The 17,262-nt window shown below is 51.4% G+C and carries 19 protein-coding genes; 5 read left to right on the top strand and 14 right to left on the bottom strand.

Annotated features, from left to right (window positions below; translation table 11 throughout):
* Positions 1 to 188 precede the first annotated feature (188 nt).
* The 5 genes from CFLAV_RS28060 to CFLAV_RS35275 all read right to left on the bottom strand — a co-directional run bounded on the left by CFLAV_RS28060 (position 189) and on the right by CFLAV_RS35275 (position 5,574).
* Positions 189 to 1,682: a hypothetical protein gene (locus CFLAV_RS28060; RefSeq protein WP_040550541.1), complete on the bottom strand. Its 1,494-nt coding sequence runs from the start codon at positions 1,680 to 1,682 to the stop codon at positions 189 to 191.
* Positions 1,683 to 1,786: 104 nt separating this feature from the next.
* Entirely contained in the window at positions 1,787 to 3,046 is a 1,260-nt protein-coding gene (locus tag CFLAV_RS28065) for a PQQ-binding-like beta-propeller repeat protein (RefSeq protein ID WP_007418299.1), read from the bottom strand.
* Positions 3,047 to 3,090: 44 nt separating this feature from the next.
* On the bottom strand, positions 3,091 to 4,377 hold the full coding sequence (locus CFLAV_RS28070; protein WP_007418300.1) for a lactate racemase domain-containing protein: 1,287 nt from the start codon (positions 4,375 to 4,377) through the stop codon (positions 3,091 to 3,093).
* A 9-nt stretch (positions 4,378 to 4,386) separates the two neighbouring features.
* Complete coding sequence (locus tag CFLAV_RS28075; protein WP_007418301.1) at positions 4,387 to 5,193, bottom strand: SDR family oxidoreductase; 807 nt, start codon at positions 5,191 to 5,193, stop codon at positions 4,387 to 4,389.
* 234 nt (positions 5,194 to 5,427) lie between these two features.
* Positions 5,428 to 5,574, bottom strand: coding sequence for a lmo0937 family membrane protein (locus CFLAV_RS35275; RefSeq protein WP_007418302.1), 147 nt, complete (start codon positions 5,572 to 5,574; stop codon positions 5,428 to 5,430).
* A gap of 184 nt (positions 5,575 to 5,758) precedes the next feature.
* Between CFLAV_RS35275 and CFLAV_RS28080 the strand changes: the two genes are divergently transcribed.
* The 5 genes from CFLAV_RS28080 to CFLAV_RS35835 all read left to right on the top strand — a co-directional run bounded on the left by CFLAV_RS28080 (position 5,759) and on the right by CFLAV_RS35835 (position 9,399).
* Positions 5,759 to 6,697, top strand: a complete 939-nt coding sequence (locus CFLAV_RS28080) for a DHH family phosphoesterase (protein WP_007418303.1) — start codon at positions 5,759 to 5,761, stop codon at positions 6,695 to 6,697.
* Between the two features lie 75 nt (positions 6,698 to 6,772).
* A complete protein-coding gene (rph, locus tag CFLAV_RS28085; RefSeq protein WP_050785982.1) occupies positions 6,773 to 7,525 on the top strand; it encodes a ribonuclease PH in 753 nt (250 codons plus the stop codon).
* A 15-nt stretch (positions 7,526 to 7,540) separates the two neighbouring features.
* The gene (locus CFLAV_RS28090; protein WP_007418305.1) at positions 7,541 to 8,161 is read left to right on the top strand and encodes a histidine phosphatase family protein; all 621 of its coding nucleotides are present in this window, start codon (positions 7,541 to 7,543) and stop codon (positions 8,159 to 8,161) included.
* Positions 8,158 to 9,060: a 50S ribosomal protein L11 methyltransferase gene (gene prmA, locus CFLAV_RS28095; RefSeq protein WP_007418306.1), complete on the top strand. Its 903-nt coding sequence runs from the start codon at positions 8,158 to 8,160 to the stop codon at positions 9,058 to 9,060. Before CFLAV_RS28090 ends, prmA begins: the two co-directional genes overlap by 4 nt.
* A 174-nt stretch (positions 9,061 to 9,234) precedes the next feature.
* The gene (locus tag CFLAV_RS35835) at positions 9,235 to 9,399 is read left to right on the top strand and encodes a hypothetical protein (protein ID WP_160164680.1); all 165 of its coding nucleotides are present in this window, start codon (positions 9,235 to 9,237) and stop codon (positions 9,397 to 9,399) included.
* Between the two features lie 67 nt (positions 9,400 to 9,466).
* On the opposite strand, the gene CFLAV_RS28100 is transcribed toward CFLAV_RS35835, so the two are convergent.
* The 9 genes from CFLAV_RS28100 to CFLAV_RS28140 all read right to left on the bottom strand — a co-directional run bounded on the left by CFLAV_RS28100 (position 9,467) and on the right by CFLAV_RS28140 (position 17,068).
* Complete coding sequence (locus CFLAV_RS28100; protein ID WP_007418308.1) at positions 9,467 to 9,913, bottom strand: Fur family transcriptional regulator; 447 nt, start codon at positions 9,911 to 9,913, stop codon at positions 9,467 to 9,469.
* Positions 9,910 to 10,740 carry a metal ABC transporter permease gene (locus tag CFLAV_RS28105; protein ID WP_007418309.1) on the bottom strand — a complete coding sequence of 277 codons (831 nt, stop codon included), beginning with the start codon at positions 10,738 to 10,740 and terminating at the stop codon, positions 9,910 to 9,912. The genes CFLAV_RS28100 and CFLAV_RS28105 overlap by 4 nt, the downstream gene beginning before the upstream one ends.
* The gene (locus CFLAV_RS28110) at positions 10,730 to 11,506 is read right to left on the bottom strand and encodes a metal ABC transporter ATP-binding protein (protein WP_007418310.1); all 777 of its coding nucleotides are present in this window, start codon (positions 11,504 to 11,506) and stop codon (positions 10,730 to 10,732) included. Before CFLAV_RS28110 ends, CFLAV_RS28105 begins: the two co-directional genes overlap by 11 nt.
* Complete coding sequence (locus CFLAV_RS28115; protein ID WP_007418311.1) at positions 11,503 to 12,597, bottom strand: metal ABC transporter solute-binding protein, Zn/Mn family; 1,095 nt, start codon at positions 12,595 to 12,597, stop codon at positions 11,503 to 11,505. Before CFLAV_RS28115 ends, CFLAV_RS28110 begins: the two co-directional genes overlap by 4 nt.
* 175 nt (positions 12,598 to 12,772) lie before the next feature.
* Positions 12,773 to 13,036, bottom strand: coding sequence for a 30S ribosomal protein S18 (rpsR, locus tag CFLAV_RS28120; protein WP_007418312.1), 264 nt, complete (start codon positions 13,034 to 13,036; stop codon positions 12,773 to 12,775).
* 5 nt (positions 13,037 to 13,041) lie between these two features.
* A complete protein-coding gene (rpmG, locus tag CFLAV_RS28125; RefSeq protein ID WP_007418313.1) occupies positions 13,042 to 13,209 on the bottom strand; it encodes a 50S ribosomal protein L33 in 168 nt (55 codons plus the stop codon).
* Between the two features lie 3 nt (positions 13,210 to 13,212).
* Complete coding sequence (locus CFLAV_RS33330; RefSeq protein WP_202796969.1) at positions 13,213 to 13,770, bottom strand: TraR/DksA family transcriptional regulator; 558 nt, start codon at positions 13,768 to 13,770, stop codon at positions 13,213 to 13,215.
* A gap of 196 nt (positions 13,771 to 13,966) precedes the next feature.
* Complete coding sequence (gene folE2 / locus CFLAV_RS28135; RefSeq protein WP_237712476.1) at positions 13,967 to 14,785, bottom strand: GTP cyclohydrolase FolE2; 819 nt, start codon at positions 14,783 to 14,785, stop codon at positions 13,967 to 13,969.
* A gap of 387 nt (positions 14,786 to 15,172) precedes the next feature.
* A complete protein-coding gene (locus tag CFLAV_RS28140) occupies positions 15,173 to 17,068 on the bottom strand; it encodes a heavy metal translocating P-type ATPase (RefSeq protein WP_192812816.1) in 1,896 nt (631 codons plus the stop codon).
* Positions 17,069 to 17,262: the final 194 nt, after the last annotated feature.

Raw genomic sequence — 17,262 nt, forward strand, 5'->3', positions numbered from 1 at the left:
TGGCAGCGGCGCTCCACGAGCACCAACCGTCCGTCCCTTTCGCGCCGCGGTTACAAACCGCCGCTACAGAGACGAAAGACTATTTTGGCCGCAAATCCGTCAGAATTCAAAGGGAAATTTAGACGTCCTATCCCCCGGAAGAGCTTCGACCGCCACACTTCTTCATTCCCCTACCCACCCCTCGCCGGTTATGGACTCTTCTCCACCCTTTGCTTTGAGCTATCCTCGTTGTTTACAGGCGGCTTCACAATAAATTCCGCGGTCCGCGCCTGATGGATGGTAAACGTGAGATCAACGGTCTTGGAATCCTTGGGCAAATCCAGGGGCAAAAAGAGTGGTTGATCGTAAGTTTGGAAGAAATAATGGATATTCGCCGCATTAAGCGAGCCACCACTTCCCCACTGCTGTTCGTCGGCATAAAACTTACGCCCCTGGTCATCCGTGGCCCGGACGCTTAACCGTTGACCTGCCGAAAGGTTCGATACGCGCACCGCCACATGGAGCGAAGGACTCTGTATATTGTAAATCGTATAAAACCCGCCTCCCGAGCTGCTTCGTGAATAATAGCCCTTTGTACCGGTTGGCGGACTTGCCTTGATCGGAACGTTATTGGAATAGGCCACGCTGCCAGCACCCGTCAGGGCAATCGCCTCGACTGCTACTCCCTGCAGTTGTTGCGTCGAGACCAGCGCTACAAATTCTCCCGGGGCTGGAACCTTAAGACCTTTCACCACCCAGGTCGCATTAGAAGCATAGCCAGACTCTTCGCTTCCGAAGAATTTTGCCTGCATTTTCCACGCGCTTTCCTTTGAGCAAAGAAAAGCCGTCTTAGGCTCCCACTTTGAAGCGATATTTCCAGAAGCATCAGACCAATTAGCATCCAAAAGCTGCCACGCCTTCGTGGGTTTTCCCCCTTCACTGATCTCAAAAGTCGTTTTGACTTCAGGCATGCCGCCTAAATCCAGGCTCAGAGAATTCCCAAAACTGTCAGCTGGGGTGCTATGAATCCCAGTCAGGGTAAACGCCACTCCGCTAGCCTCTCGTGTCGTCGGCAGCGGTTCCGCCGCCCATTTCTGTGTCTCAATGGGAATTGGAACGGGATTCGGGACCATAAACTCAGCCAGAAACTTTTGGCGCCGGTCATAAACTCTCAACCGGAAAGTCTTCTCATGACGCGGAAACGCCTGGAACGCGAAAAAGCCTGCCGGGTAGCCGTTGCTGATAATGGTACCATCACTTTCCCCTCCCCCTGTCGCCGCAACGAAAATACAACCGTGCTCATCAAGAATCTGGGCAAATCCCAACTGCACATCAGCATAACCTGCAAAACTTCCATCCCTTTTTGTAAACCAGAAATAAAGTGCGTTCTTGTTGGTGTCGTTGAGGTCGCCACTCCACCACCGCGAAGAGCCGGAGTAGGGACTGCTTTTGAAGATCATGTTGGCAAATTTTTTCGGCAGGATTGCCTTTAGCTGCTGTATCAATCCGCCCGGTTTAAACGAATCGCTCTTGCCATAGCTGATCTTTTCCAGTTTTAAAACGGTTCCATCAGCCAGTTTCCGTTCGAAGTTCTGATGTCCCCGCGCAAAGAGAAAAAGGAAAAAACCGCCCAGTAGGACAACCAAGGCAACACCAACCCATATTTTAGAGAGGCGCATACACTCCTGTTCTGCTGTCTTCATCGACAGCTAAAGGATTCAAAATACGAAATACCCAACCAATGACTGGTGCCAGCAACGCTCATTTCCGGACGACAGCCAACACAACGCCATGATGTGTAGTACGATCAACGGATCAATTCAACACAATAAAGCTCCCGCCCATCCCGCAAATATAATTTCCCATCCGCATACGCCGGGTTGCACCAGGTCTTTCCACAGACTTGAACATTGCTGATCTCTTTAAATTCCATGCAATCGGCCGCAAACATCACCAACTGACCGCCATCTGTCAGCGTCAGAATATTTTTATCCATCACAATGAATGCTGCAGAAGCATTCCCCGCCGAAGTGGAAATATAACCTTCTTTTGACCACATCTCCTTGCCAGTCTTAATATCCACACAAATCAGGTTACGTTGCGGTCCCAAACCATAGAGATACTGCCCCGCTGCAACCGGACTGGAAATATTGATCGCAGATTCCTTTTTCCGCCACTGCTCACTTGCCTTGAAACCATCACCTTCTTTGGCGACGTGAATTCCAATCAGTCCCAGTTCATGCGATGACACCACCACCATGTTCTCAAAAATAACCGGAGTCGTGATATGTCGCCCAAAAGTCGTTTTCAACGGCCCACGCCAAAGCAACTTGCCCTCCTTCAATTCCAGCCCAATAACCCCCTCAGCCGTAAAGACGACCAATTGCTTCCGGCCCTCAATCGTAGCCACGATGGGCGCAGCATAAGCCGGCACATCATTTTGGGATTTCCAAATCATCTTGCCTGTCTTCTTCTCAAATCCCACCACCGACGCGCCATTCGTGCTGCCAACCGTGGCGAAAATCAGATCACCATCCACCACCGGAGCGGCGTTGTAACCATGCCGCGTTGCTCCTTGGGCGTTTCCCTTTTCACCGATGAATACGGCCCCAAAATCCCTTGTGAAGCTGGTCTGCCACAGTTGCTTTCCCGAGGACACATCCAAACACTTGAACTCTCCCGTGCAAGATTGGGCATAAACGCGATCTCCATCCACCACGGGCGTGCAACGTGGAGCCGCCGCTGTCTGATTATCCTTGAATAAAGGAGCTATCGGCACCCGCCAAAGTTCTTTCCCACTCCCTGCCTCCAGCGCATGCAAAGTCTCCTGGCCCTCCTGGGCGTCTGAATAAAAAACTTTTCCAGCCGCAATCACCGGCGAGGAAAGCCCATCTCCAACCTTGATTCGCCAGGTGACCTTCGGCTCCTGCGGCAGGCTCACGGGCACAACCTCGCCTGGCGGCACATGGCCAGTGCGCTCCGGCCCGCGCCACTGTGGCCAGTCTGCGGCCAGCGCACTTTGCGCCACCAGTGCCAATAAAACCAATTTGTCGGCGAATCGTTTCATTCAGAAATCTATTCTTTCAGTGTCCGACCTGCGTTCGGTTTAGGTTAACTTCGCTTTGCCCACGCCGGAGGATTATTCAATTGATAAAGCATCTCCCCTGCCTTGGGCACCAATAATACACCTTCAGCTTCGCGGTTCGCGAAATCTTCCATGCGAATCGAGTTCGGATCGCGGTAACCCAAACTGATCTGCTCACACTTCTCACGCGGAATCTGCGTCGCCAGTGTGACTTTTACGCGGCACTTCTCCACTCCATTTTCAAAAGTTCCTATCCCGCGCACGTGCGTCGAATGCGCCAGTACTCCCCAGGGATGATGCTTGAATTTGTCCCATTGCTTCAGGAAGTAATCGCGGCAGTGATAGCCCACCTCTTCAATCACTGTTCCGTGGCTTACACAAACCTCCGTGATATGTGGCGCATAAATGATCAACTCGCCACCATCAGCCACCACCGGTTCCAACTTGTACATGCACTTCCCCGCCGTCCAAATCTCATCATACATCTTTGGTGCACAGGACAACACTGTATGAAATGGCTTCTCCCTGTAGGTGATGTGCAACTCACGCGAAATCTCGCTCGCCTTGTCCCAGGCGCCTTCAGGCGTTCCAGCCACCAAACCTTTCATCTGCTTGCTGGGATCCACCACCATGCAGAAGCATAACTTGTCCACCTTCACCATTGCCCCCGCCCGATCCACCACTTTGCGCACCGGAGTCCATTTGCTCCCAATAATCATCGGATTGGTCACCACTGCTCCAAGCCAATGGAAAAAATTCAAAATCTGTGGACCACCGACACCGGGAAATAAATACTTGTTTCCACCCGAGAACCCCACGACTTCATGCGGAAACACCGGACCAACGATGATGATTTGGTCATAATCATAAACCATCTTGTTGATCTCGACCGGCACCTCCATCGAAAACAAGCCATCGGTCAACTTGCTGATCTCCTCAGCCGTGATGGTTCCAATGTTCTTTAATGCCGCTGGATTGTTCCATTCGTGATTGAAGAAGCGCACTTTTTTGTATTGGCTGCGTCGCTCCTCCAGGCTGATCTCCAATCGTTGGCAAATTGCCTCTTCACTCATCGGCTGGTGAGTCCCCAATGCGATCAAGACATCGATGTTTTTGGCAGGCTCGCCAATTTCCTTGAAGATGGTTTGAAACATCAATCCCACCGGTGCAGTCCGGGTGCCATCCGGCACAATCATCAAAATCTTTTTGTCTTTGTAAGCCTTCGCAGGACATGCTTGGGATACAATCTCAGCGACCTGCTGCGCAGATACTTCGCCGTTGCTGGGAGCAGTTTGTGTAATGGTTGTATGCACAGGATTATCTTAAATGGTTTGAGCTAGAAATCCACCATCGACCCGCAGCTCAGTCCCTGTAACAAAACCACTGGCTTTCGAGCTGGCAAGAAAAACCGCGGCGCCCATGAGTTCCTCGGACTTGCCGAATCGTCCCATCGGGGTATGCCCCAGGATGGAGGCTGCGCGGGCTGTCGGTGTTCCATCGTCGTTGAAAAGCAGCTTGCGGTTCTGTTCTGCCGGGAAAAAACCGGGAGTAATCGCATTCACTCGCACGCCTTTGGGTGCCCATTCACGCGCCAGGAATTGTGTCAGACTTAACACCCCGGCCTTCGAAGCGGAATACGCCACCACCCGTGAAAGCGGAATGCCGGCCGAAACACTCGCAATATTAATAATACTCCCCTTGCCGCGACTGACCATCCCGGGACCAAACTCCTGGCACGGCAGCAAAACACCACCTACCAGATTCAAATCAAAATTGGCGCGCCAATCTTCCAGCGCAATATCTTCAATCTTCCGCTCTCCGGCCACAGTTGTTTTTGGATCATTACCACCGGCGGCATTAACCAGGATTGTGGGAGCACCGAGCGACTGCTGAACTGCCTGATGAGCTTGTTTCAATCCGCCTGCCGACATCGCGTCTGCAGGAAAAAACTTTGCCGTGCCGCCGGAATCCTGAATGCGTTTGACGCAAGCTTCACCTCGGTCTGCGTTGCGTCCCAACACTGCCACATTGGCGCCGGCTTGTCCCAGACCTTCTGCCAACGCGCCACCCAATGCACCGGTCGCACCAATCACCACCGCCACTTCTCCCGTCAAATCGAATAATCTCATAAAGCGTGAATGCCCGAAGTGTGTGGCATACAGGCTTTATGGTGAAGAAAATTATTCCAAAAGGTTGGGCTGACCGCGTAGATGGAAACCCGGGCGGTGCAGATTAAAATACAACGAAGGAAACTTGTTCGGTCAGTCGGCTAGGACGAATGACCGCCATGCAATTAACCAGATACACTGATGGCGTAAGGCATTCCCCTTTAAGGGCTGTTTTTCATGCCTGATAAAATCAACTTATAGTCTCCTGCCTTGGATCACCCGGATCAGAATAACAATAATGGCCAATACCAGCAGCACATGAATAAAACCGCCAACGGTATAGGACGTAACGAGTCCCAGGAGCCAGAGCACGATGAGTATGATTGCAATGGTTTCGAGCATATTTTTTCCTTCTGTATGATTGATTTCAGACCCTTCAGGTTTGAATTTAAATTACGTCGCATCCCTCTCTGCTTCAACGTAGGCGAAATACCCAGCCACGCCGTTAACGTCCAAATATCAATTTTATGGGAATACAAATTCGCTATGGATACTCCCCTTTAATTGAATTAGTCTGCTTGCACGCATGGATAATTTGCCAAAGCCGGATGTGATACTGACTCACGAGAGCGATCTCGATGGACTCGTGGCTGGAGTTTTATTGCAACGTCTCGCCAAAAAACTTTTCGACACCGAAGTTCCTCTCGAAGCCTATCACTACAACATGTGGAAGCAGCGTGAGCTGAAGGAAAAGTGCGCCTGGGTGACTGATTTGAATTTCGAAGCCCGCATTGATCGTCCGAATTGGCTGGTCATCGATCATCATGCCAGCGAAGCCCCGGCAAAACAGGCGCGGCTGATCCATGACTTAACCAAGTCTGCCGGCCTGCTTTGCTACGATCTGTGTCAACAAAACGGGCTGGGCTCTCCCGAACTCGACCGCCTGGTGCATCTCAATAATGTTGCCGATCTCTTCCTGGAAGATGATCCCGATTTCGTCATCGCCGCCGATTACGCCAATCTCGTTAAGGTTTATCAATTCTGGAACCTCCATTCCTTGATCGAAGGCCAGCTGGAACGTCTGCTGAACCATCCCCTCCTTGAAGTAATGGATGTGAAGCGCCGGGTTGAAAATCCTCTCGGGTTCGCCTGGAGCAAAAAGAATGTGACTGAACTCAGTCCCACGGTCGGTTTTGTCGACACCGTCATTGGCAATAATAATTTGATTGTTCACCAACTTTTGGAGGAGAAGGCGACTCCCTTCCCGGTGTTGATCACACTTTTCCGCCGTACGAACGGTTTGATCATCGTCAGCCTGCGCAGCAAGGATGGTGAAGCCATCAAGGTTGCTGAAAAGCTGCAGGGCGGCGGACATGCCAATGCCTGCGGTGCCAGTCTCCCTCGTTCCATAAAGACGATTCCCGACGCCATCACCTATTTGAAACAAATTTTGAATCCTAAAAAGGAAGCCACCCTGAACAGCCTCGAAAACCTGTTCGATTCAGTTTCAATTGGGAACCAATAAGCCCGGCTTTTCCAGGATGCTGTTTTTTCGTCGTTGCCCTTGGCACGAACTCGGCCTACCATGTGCCGCGTTTATATGCCTGAACCGCTACCATCGACGGGTGTCCCTTTAAGAACTGATGGCCGTCTGCCCGGCCAGCTTCGGCCTCTGCGTTTTCAAAACCACATTGCTCCCTATGCCACTGGTTCGACGCTGGTTGAATGGGGCAACACTCGCGTCATCTGCGGAGTAACTGTCGAGGAATCCGTACCGCGATGGATGAAGGAACAAAATGTGATCGGTGGCTGGATTACGGCCGAATACTCCATGCTCCCCTATTCCACGCTGCAAAGAAAACAGCGTGACATTTCCAAGGGCAAAATCGACGGTCGTTCCCAGGAAATTCAACGTTTAATCGGCCGGGCCATGCGCGCGGCCATCGACTTGGAAAAGATCGGTTCCCGCACGATTTGGGTGGATTGTGATGTGCTGCAAGCCGACGGCGGCACTCGCACCGCTGCCATCACCGGCGCTTATGTCGCCCTCTCCCTGGCAGTTCGCAAACTCATGTCGGAAGGCAAGCTCAAGGAAAGCCCGATGCTGCATGCGGTCGCCGCTGTAAGTGTCGGGGTCGTTAATCGGCAACCGCTTTTGGATCTTTGCTATGTTGAAGATGCCGCCGCCGCTGTGGATTTGAATCTCGTAATGAATTCGGTTGGCGAATTCATCGAGTTACAAGGCACCGGTGAAGAGGCCACCTTCAGTGAAACCGAGTTGGCTGCCCTGCTTGCCCTTGGCAAGGCCGGCGTCAAAGAATTACTCGCAGCTCAGCAGGCCGCCCTGGCCTGATTACCAGAATTTCGGATGATTGCTGCAACCAGTCTTTTTCTGCTTCGCCACGCGGAAGTCGAAGCCCGTTATCAACGCATCTTCGGAGGGCGCATCGATATGGACCTCTCACCCCGCGGCCATGAACAGGCCGTGAAACTGGCAAAATACATCGAACACAAGAAGTTTGATGCCGTTTATGCCAGCCCGATGAAGCGTGTGCAGCAAACCATGGCCCCTTTCATTGCTGACACCAAGGCTTCCCCAATTATCATGCCTGGCCTGCGCGAAGTGGATTTTGGCGACTGGACCGGCCTTGGCTGGGAGCAGGTTCGCGAAAAATTCAATATCAGCGCCTTTGAATGGCTCTCACAAATCGACCAGGGAACCATGCCGAATGCAGAAACGGGTCAAACCTTTCGCGCTCGTGTGGAGCCTTGCATTCAACAAATTCTGCAGGATCATCCTGGCCAGAGCGTCGCCATTTTCTGCCATGGCGGAGTCATTCGAATGCTGCTCTCAATCATTCTCGACTTGCCGCTTCGAAACATGTCCTTGTTCGAAATCGAATACGCCAGTCTGACGGAAGTGCAGAAGTCCCCGCATAAGACCGAACTTCAACTTCTGAACTTCACTCCCTGGCGCCATCTCATATGAAAAAACCATCCCTCTGGCAGGTATCCATTACTACGAGTCTGGAAGCTGAGGAAGCCGTGGTGGAATTGTTGGCCCGGGTGTTCGCGCGTGCGTCCGGTGTTTACACGAACGAGGAAACCAAGATCACCATCGCCTCGGTTTACTGTCAGAAACAGGCTGAATGGACTCCCAAAAAGCGGGCTGCGCTGGTCGCGGGTTTAAAACAAATCAAAGCCAGTGGCCTCGACCTCGGTGCTGGAAAAATTTCTGTAAACAAGGTCGCGCGTGAAGATTGGTCTGAATCCTGGAAGCGCCATTTCAAACCCATCGAAATCGGCTCACAACTCCTTGTGAAACCAAGTTGGATCAAACGTCGCCTGAAAAAAAATCAGGCTCTCGTGGTTTTGGATCCGGGGTTGAGCTTTGGAACCGGCAACCATCCCACCACATCATTTTGCCTGCACGAAATCGTAAGGAGTCGAAAGTCCCAACAGGCGCAATCATTTTTGGACATCGGAACCGGCTCTGGAATCCTTTCCATCTCGGCTGTTAAGCTGGGCTACAAACCAGTGGTCGCACTTGATTTCGATCCTGAGGCTGTTCGCGTTGCCAGGGAAAACGCCCTTCTCAATGGTGTGGACAGACAGCTGAGGATCACCCGTAAAGACGTCACCAAGCTTCCTTTGACAGGCAGGGAAAAGTTCGATTTGATCTGCGCCAATCTGATTTCCAACCTCCTCGTGTCCGCGCAAAAGCAAATTCTCAGTTTCCTTAAGCCGGGCGGAACTCTCGTTCTGGCAGGTATTTTAAAGGAAGAATTTCCAAAAATTGAAAAAGCCTTCAAACAAGCCGGACTGAAAAAACTCCGCGACTTGGAAGAGGGTGAATGGCGCTCCGGTTCCTTCACTTTTCCCGCCTAAGTGGCCCCTAAGTGACATCTGGGTTACTTTCCCGTAAATTTTTTCTTATTTTTTGAATCCTTTTTGCGGGAGATAGTCTATATTAGCGAAGACCATTAATCTATGTGTCAATAAGGGAAACAAGGTAGTTGGCACAATACACGCTAGTGTAAGCTTGAGAAAGGAAAGTTGGATATGACGAAAACGTTGGATGTTATCACTGAAGCCATACGTAATAGTAAACACTCCTTCCGCAAAGCAGACAGTCGTCCCAAGAAGGCCCAAAAACACCGCCATGAACGCAGGAAAATCAAGGGATACTTGTACCTGGGTGATTGGCTTACAGAAGAAGCCACCTAGTCTCCAGTAATTGATCAATAATTCGTCACTTCACTGGTGACGTGTTTCGAGCAATAAGGCCAGTAACTCACTGGCACTGGGGGCAAATGCCAAAAAACTCCAGCCTGTGAGTTATGGCCTTAAAGCCGCTTTTGGCGGCAATTCGCTCCTCGAGTTCCCGGGTAAAGCAGTCATCGATTTCCACCACTGCGGCACAACGGCTGCACACAAGATGGTGATGGTGTCCATCATCTCCTTCCGCCAGCAACTCGAACCGCGCTATCCCGTCTCCCAGGTCGAATCTCTTGACCATGTGCATGCTCTCCAGCAAATGCAGTGACCGATAAACTGTCGCGAGATCGCAGTCCCCCTTCAGCTCTGCAAATATCTCCTTATTGGACATCGGATGAGGATGTTGCCTAAGAATCTGTAAAATCGCCTGCCGCGGTCCGGTGATCTTGCGCGACTTGCGCCGGAGTTTGTCGGTCAACTCCGGTAACTCCGCCCGTCCATGTTCATGTGAATGACATTTCATGTCGCCAGTGACTTGAATGCTTTTCCAGTTCTCAATTTACCTGCGATCATCGCCACCACAAATATTCCAACGCAGGTCAGCACAATCGTTGAACCACAGGGAACGTCCAATTGATACGACAATATTGTCCCCCCTACTCCGCCTAGAAGTCCAAAGAGCAGGCTGAAAAGGATTTGCTGGCGCAGGTTCCGACTCAAACTCCGGGCGGACGCCGGTGGAATCACAATCAGTGAAGTGACCAGTATAATTCCCAATAGTCGAATGCTCATGGCTACCGTCAGGGTCAGCACCAGCACGAACAAATAATTCAATCGCTTTACTCGCACTCCACACACATAGGCCATGTCCTCCTGCGCCGAGAGCAAAGTGAGCGAGCTTAGCTGCACAAAAATTCCCGTCCCTACAACTCCCAACAAGACTGCCCCCAGCCAAACATCCTTCCACTCAATCGCCAGGATATCTCCGAACAAATATCGCTCCAGTTCCCCCTGATAGTTTCTGCCATGCAGCAGGCTTAAAATAATAACACCCAATGCCACCGACCCGGAAAGCAGCAACGCCATAATGGTATCGGATAACAACTCTGTGCGTTCCTTCAGCCACATCATGGCCGCAGCCACGAGCAAACTAAATCCCACCATCGGCACGGTTGGCTCGGCAAAGCCCAACCAAAAACCCAGCGCCACGCCCGCCAATGCTGAATGCGATACCGTATCACTGAAGAACGCCATTCGCCTGGCAATGACAAATACCCCGAGCAGCGCACAAAGCGGCCCCAGGCAGAGAGCCGCCAGCAAAGCACGTTGCATGAATGGTTCAGTGAACATGATGATGGTGTTCGTAAGGTGATACGTGAATGCCGTATGCCTGTTTCAACGAATCGGCATTGAGCACCTGCTCTGGCGTGCCTTCGCAGCAGATTACTCCGTTCAATGCGAACACATGCGATGCATGGCGATAAACCATCGATAGATCATGCGACACAAGGATCACGGTCAGGTGATATTGTTTTTGAATATGGGCAATCAGTTCGTAGAAAGTTTCTTCGCCCGGCGTGTCAACACCGGCAGTAGGCTCATCCAACAAAAGCAGTTCCGGCTTCGTCAGCAGGCTGAAAGCGATGAGCACCCGTTGCAACTGTCCGCCTGACAACTGCGCCAGAGGTCTGTCAAATAGCGGCTCGACCCCAATTTCTGCCAGTGTGGCGCGAATCAGTTCGTCGGTGCGCTTGTGTGATTGCCAGAACCAGTTGTTCGTTTTTCTCAGGCGTAAAGCAAGGAATTCCCGCACACTCAAAACAAAACTCCTATCAAGAGCAAGGCGTTGCGGCACATAGCCAACCCGATGCATCACCTTTTGCAGATCACTTTGACCGAATAATTTGATCTCTCCGGCAGATACCTTTTGAAGTCCCAGCAGGCAGCGCAACAAGGTTGTCTTGCCGGAACCATTGGGCCCAATCAAAGCCACCAACTGGCCATGAGGCACAGTGAACGTGACCCCGCGCAACACCGGCTGGCCATCAAACGAAACCCGCACATCCCGTGCTTCCACCGGCACGGTTGAATGTGCATTGCAGCAGGGAGCGCTCATTTTAAAGATTCCTCCAATACGCGTAAATTCTGATACATCGCATCCTCATAAGCTGTTGCCTTGAACTCTCCGGTCTCAATTGTATCCAGTTGCGCTACCGACACGTTGTAATCACGTCCAATCATTTGGGCCAACCGCGAGGAAGTCTGGCGCTCTGTAAAAATGGCTTTCACTTTCTTCGTCCGTATGGTTCGCCCCAATGCAGCGAGATATCGGGGTGAAGGTTCCACGTCTGGCACTTTTTCAATCACCCCCACGATTTTCAAATCATACCGCCGCGCAAAATATGGAAATGCATTATGCAAAGTAATCACGGGCTCAGCCTTTGCCGATGCCAAGCCTGCCTCCAATCGACCGTTCAATTCCTCTAATTTCGCAATGTAGGCCCTCGCGTTGCGAGTATATCCCTCCGAATTGGCGGGATCAGCTTTAATCAACGCCTCAAGAATATTGGTAACCTCGTGTTCTGCTAATTTTGGATCAAGCCAAATATGAGGATTGGGAATCGCACCATCCTCCTTTGTCTCGCTGGATCGATAATTACCTTCCTTTTCAAATGCTCCAAAAATCAGTTCTGACTTCAATCCCGCAGCCGCCTCCACGATAATTTTCGGCCGCTCCGCCGAATGTATCAGCTTGTCGAGCCATGCTTCCAACTGCAACCCATTCACCACGATCATGTCCGCCCCAGCCAACTTCTTAACCTCACGCGGCGAAAACTGGAAGTCATGCGGGTCAGCTCCCGCAGGCAGAAGATTTTCCACCTCTGCCAGATCACCAGCCACATTCACTGTGAAGCAATAGATCGGCAGAAAACTGGTCAAAACCTTTAATTTCTTCCCTTGTGCTGATGCATCGGGCACGTGCGCCATCAGCAATAAACCAAGGAGCATCCAGGTTATACCGAATGCCGAAAGAAATTTCCGAATGGCAGGAGGGATTTTGGTTTGAGGCAAGGCGGAGGCCGCAGGCGCTATCCCTAGATAGCGACCAGGCCGACAACGCCGCCTCAAATCAAAAGCACCCTGCACCCAACGACTAACGAAGTTCTTCCTGCCCCAAGCCATCGCCTTTTCAGTCTCCACTTTCATCAGGCTTATTGCCTTCTTTCATTCCGGTTCTTTTCTCCATTTCGGAAATTAATTTTGGCATTCGGTATAGGCGCAGCGGCTTCACTTCTAAAACTCATCCTTTCCAACCGTAATTGCAAATCGTTTGCATTACGTTTTCAAGAAAACTCCCCGCAGGTCGTGCGGGGAGAAAGTTTTACTTCATCAGCAACATCTGCCGGGCCCGCTTGATCGAGCGGTTCAGCTGACGTTGATAATGGGCAGGCAGACCAGTGTATTTACGAGGAAGGATACGACCCTGGTCGGTCACAAACTGCTTGAGCAGATTGGTATTCTTGAAATCGAGTGCGTCGATGGTGAAGTCGATTTTCGGCTTCGGCCTCGGTGTGCGCATCTCGCCGGTGGCGCTTCTTCCGCGACCACCACGTTTTTCCTTATCCGTATGAGTTTTGCGTGGCATATGCTTTACTTAATTTCCCGGTGCACCGTGTGACGACGCAGGAAGGGATTATACTTCTTGATCTCGATCTTTTCCGGCTTCAATTTCTTATTCCTGCTGGTCATGTAACGGGAAGGTGATTTGCCTTCCTTACGTGCCTCTGTACATTCAATCGTAACGGTTTCTCTTGCCATAAATTATTCCTTTTCCTTCGCTGGCTTTTCTTCTGGTTCATCATCGTCTTCCACTTCATTGGAACCGGCATTATCCACCGTGCCCAATGCTCCCAAACGACGTTGACGCAAAGCGCCTTCCTTCTCCAACTGCGCTTGAGCCTGAACCGTGAACCGTGTCCAGGGAATTGCTTCCAGGCGGGCCTTTGGAATCGGCTTGCCCGTCAATTCACAAACGCCATACGTATTCTTCTCAATCCGCTTCAACGCTTCTTCAATTTCGTAAATGGCATCCTGATCAGAAGATAGGAGGCTCAATGCGAAATCACGATCAAAATTATCCGTGCCGGAATCCGCCATATGCAGGCTGTATCCGGCCAGTTCCTGGGCGGATTCTTTTGCCAGCCCGCTCATCTGCTTAAGCAGTTGCTCCCTCAATTCCAGCAAATTCTGATAATAACCAGCCCATTCAGGCTTGATTTTGGCTTCGCCGTTCTTTTTTGCTTTCTCCGATGGCAGCCCAAGGATGGACGCAGCCGTGGCGGAGCGCACCGACTTACTTCCGGTGGGTTCTTTCTTCACTATCTTCTTATTTGTTGTCACAAATCCGTTAACAATTCTGCATTATTGTGCCTCTTCTGATGGAGCCACAATCCAATCGAGAGTGCGCGAATGTAGCAAAGGAAAACAAATATGCCACAAAAATGTTTAACAATTTTCGGGAGCTTCTACCCCCATTCACGCCCTTTGTCCAGCCTTCAGGAGCTAAACCGCCAACTTAACCCTTTTCTATGCAGGCATATGCGTTGTGATTATGGATGCTTTCATAATTTTCAGCCTCCACTTTATACCACGTCACATCCTGGTGCGCATTCAGCTTTAATGCCACATTTCGCACCAAATCTTCCACAAAAACCGGGTTCTCATACGCCCGCTCAGTAACCGCCTTCTCATCCTGCCTCTTCAACAGCGAATACAACTCCGAACTCGCGCAACTCTCCACCAACGCGATCAAATCCTCAATCCATATCGCCTGCTTCGATCGAATTTTCACTGTCACCGTTCCCCGTTGATTATGCGCGCTATATTGACTGATCGCTTTCGAGCAGGGACATAACGTCGTCACAGCTGCCATCACCGTCAACACGAAATCAATTTCTTTTCCACTCGCCGTCGCATCGAACCGCGCGGTGTAATCCATCAAACCCTCCATCCCCGACACCGGCGCCTTCTTCGTCAGAAAAAACGGGAACTCCATCTCCAGGTGCGCTGTGTCCGCATGCAACTTCTTCTGCATCGCGTGCAAAATCTCCGTGATGTTCTCCACATGCACCACGTTGCCATGTGCATTGAGCACCTCAATGAACCGGCTCATGTGCGTCCCCTTGAACTCCTTCGGCAAATCCACATACATCCCGATCGTCGCCACCGTGTTTTGCAACACATGCGCCTTGTCGCGAATCTGAATCGGAAACCGCAGCCCGCGCACCCCCACCTTATCAATCCGCAATTCCCGGTGGTCGCGTTCGTTCTGCTTATCCTGCATTTTTGCTACATGATTCGGCTTCAAGTCAACCATCCGCTCAGATTTACTCATAGTAATGGGCCCGTCAGGCATCATCCAAAGTAACAGCCCAACCCCATTTTGCAAATCATTCCATATTTGCCCATTTTTGCCCATAATCCACCGAAGCCCCTCCACTCCAAACCCTTCAGCAACCTGCTTTTTCATTCCCATCAACCTCTCCGAATTCAGAAGCCCTTGCCAATTTTCCAGAAGGAGGAGTCTGTTGAGATCAACTTGTAAACATCGCGCGCTGGCAACAACCGTGAAGGATTTTCCGGGAGCTTCCTGACCGTCGGAAATGTCTCTCTCACTCTGGATAAAGCCGAATCTGAAGGGGAACAGTAGAACTGGGTATTGCTCTACTGACAGCAGTGCCCCCTCTATGTGCCTTGCTTACGTGACGGTCATTTGGGTTAGTCATGTATCAAAATCCGTCAACTGTTTCGGCCGCCACGCAGCCCGCAGCGCATTAAGCACCGCCAGCACATCAATGATTTCCTGAACAATCGCTCCCTCCACCGGAACTAAATATCCCATCCCGGCGAAGATCATTCCTATGACACTCAACGCCATTCCTCCCATCGCGCTTTGAAGTGCAATTGTCCGCATGCGATGACTGATGTGCATCAGTTCATCCACCCGCTTGAGCGCCCCTTCCATGATGACAGCTCCCGCCGCCTCCGCGGTGATGTCGCTGTTTTGACCAATGGCCACACCCACGGTGGCCGCCATTATTGCCGGCGCATCGTTGATGCCATCTCCTACGTACAAGGTTTTGGCGAGAGCCGTTTCGCCACGGACAATGGCGAGCTTTTCCTCCGGGTTCTTCTCTGCATGGATTTCAGTAATGCCAACCTCTTTGGCAAGGTACTCAACTTCGGATTTGCGGTCGCCGGAAAGCAGCATGATTCGCTTGAAATGATGCTTCGGCGCAAGATGCCCAATGAAAGAAACACTCTCCTCCCGTGGCGCATCATGAAAGCGAAAGGTGGCGGCATAGGTTCCATCGATAACGACCATGCACTCCAGCCCGCTGGTGATTCCAGGAAGATGCTCCGGTCCGGCAACCTTTTGCCTGACCAGCTTGCCGCGACTGGTGATTTGAACCTGATGGCCGGAAACCGTCCCACGCAGTCCCTGCCCCGGAGGTTCACTGATCTCCGCCGCTTCCAGTTGTCTGACGCCAGCCTTCTTCGCTGCAGCTAAAACCGCGCTGGCCAGCGGATGCTTTGAATATCGCTCCAGGCTGGCCGCCAGCGCGAGCACTTCCGTTGGAGAAAAACCGGGGGCCGTCATTTGTTCAGTGAGCTTCGGCTCTCCATAGGTCAGCGTTCCTGTTTTATCAAAGATCACCACTCTGCATCTTTGGATTTGCTCAAGGACAACCGGGTTTTTAATGATGATGCCGCGCCGGGCACAGAGTGAGATCGAACCAATGATGGCAACGGGTATGGCAATGATCAACGGACAAGGCGTTGCAACCACCAATACTGCAAGAAAACGCACCACCTCGCCGGTGGAAAACCAGGCAACAAGTGCCACCGCAATTGCGAACGGAGTATAAAAAGCGCCCAATTGGTCGCCTAAACGTCGCATTCGCGGCCGATTCTCTTCGGACGAGCGCATGACTTCCATGATCTTGGCGTAACGCGAATCCACCGCGCGTTTGATGGCACGAATAGTCAAGGCTGAATCCCCATTGATCGCGCCGGAAATCACCATCGAACCCGGCGCCTTCTCGATCTTGAACGGTTCGCCTGTGAGAAAGGATTCATCCATCTCCCCATGCCCTTCAATCACCAATCCATCCACCGGGCAAATATCATGTGGAAAGAGGATCAGGGTGTCCTCCACCGAAACTTCATCAAGTTTCACATCCACCACCTTGCCATTCGACTTTCGGTGAGCCACAGATGGCATGCGTTTGGCCAGGGCACGAAGCACTGAGGAGGCGCTCTGCACGGCATAATTTTCCAGGGCCTCTCCGCCTGAAAGCATCAACACAACCAGCGTTCCCGCCAGGTACTCGCCCAATACTATGGAGGTTACAATGGAAATTCCCGCCAGCAGATCGGAGCCAAACTCACGATTCAACAATTTCTTCCCCAATTCATAAAGCAGCGGAAGTCCACCCAGGACCAACGCGGTCCAAAGTGGAATCTCATGAATGTTCCTGCCCGTGTGGAATCCAAACCGAAGCACCAGGTGCAAGGCTATGGCGGCGATTGAGAGCACTGCGATAAACACGGTCTTCCGGCGCCAGATATAATTCATCCTTTCCAAAAAATGGGAGGAAGGTAATTGATGCCTCATACTTTTAAGTGGAAGCCTTTATCCAAAGTACCATTCTATACCGAATGCCAAAATTAATTTCCGAAATGGGGAAAGGAAACTGAATCAAAGAGGGTAAAAAGTTTTATGAAAGTGGACGCTGAAAAATTATGACTGTGGGGCGAAGAAATTCATTAGTCATTGGCTGCAGGGTGCTTTTGGTTTGAGGCGGCGTT

Source organism: Pedosphaera parvula Ellin514 (assembly GCF_000172555.1).
Taxonomy (GTDB): Bacteria; Verrucomicrobiota; Verrucomicrobiia; order Limisphaerales; family Pedosphaeraceae; genus Pedosphaera.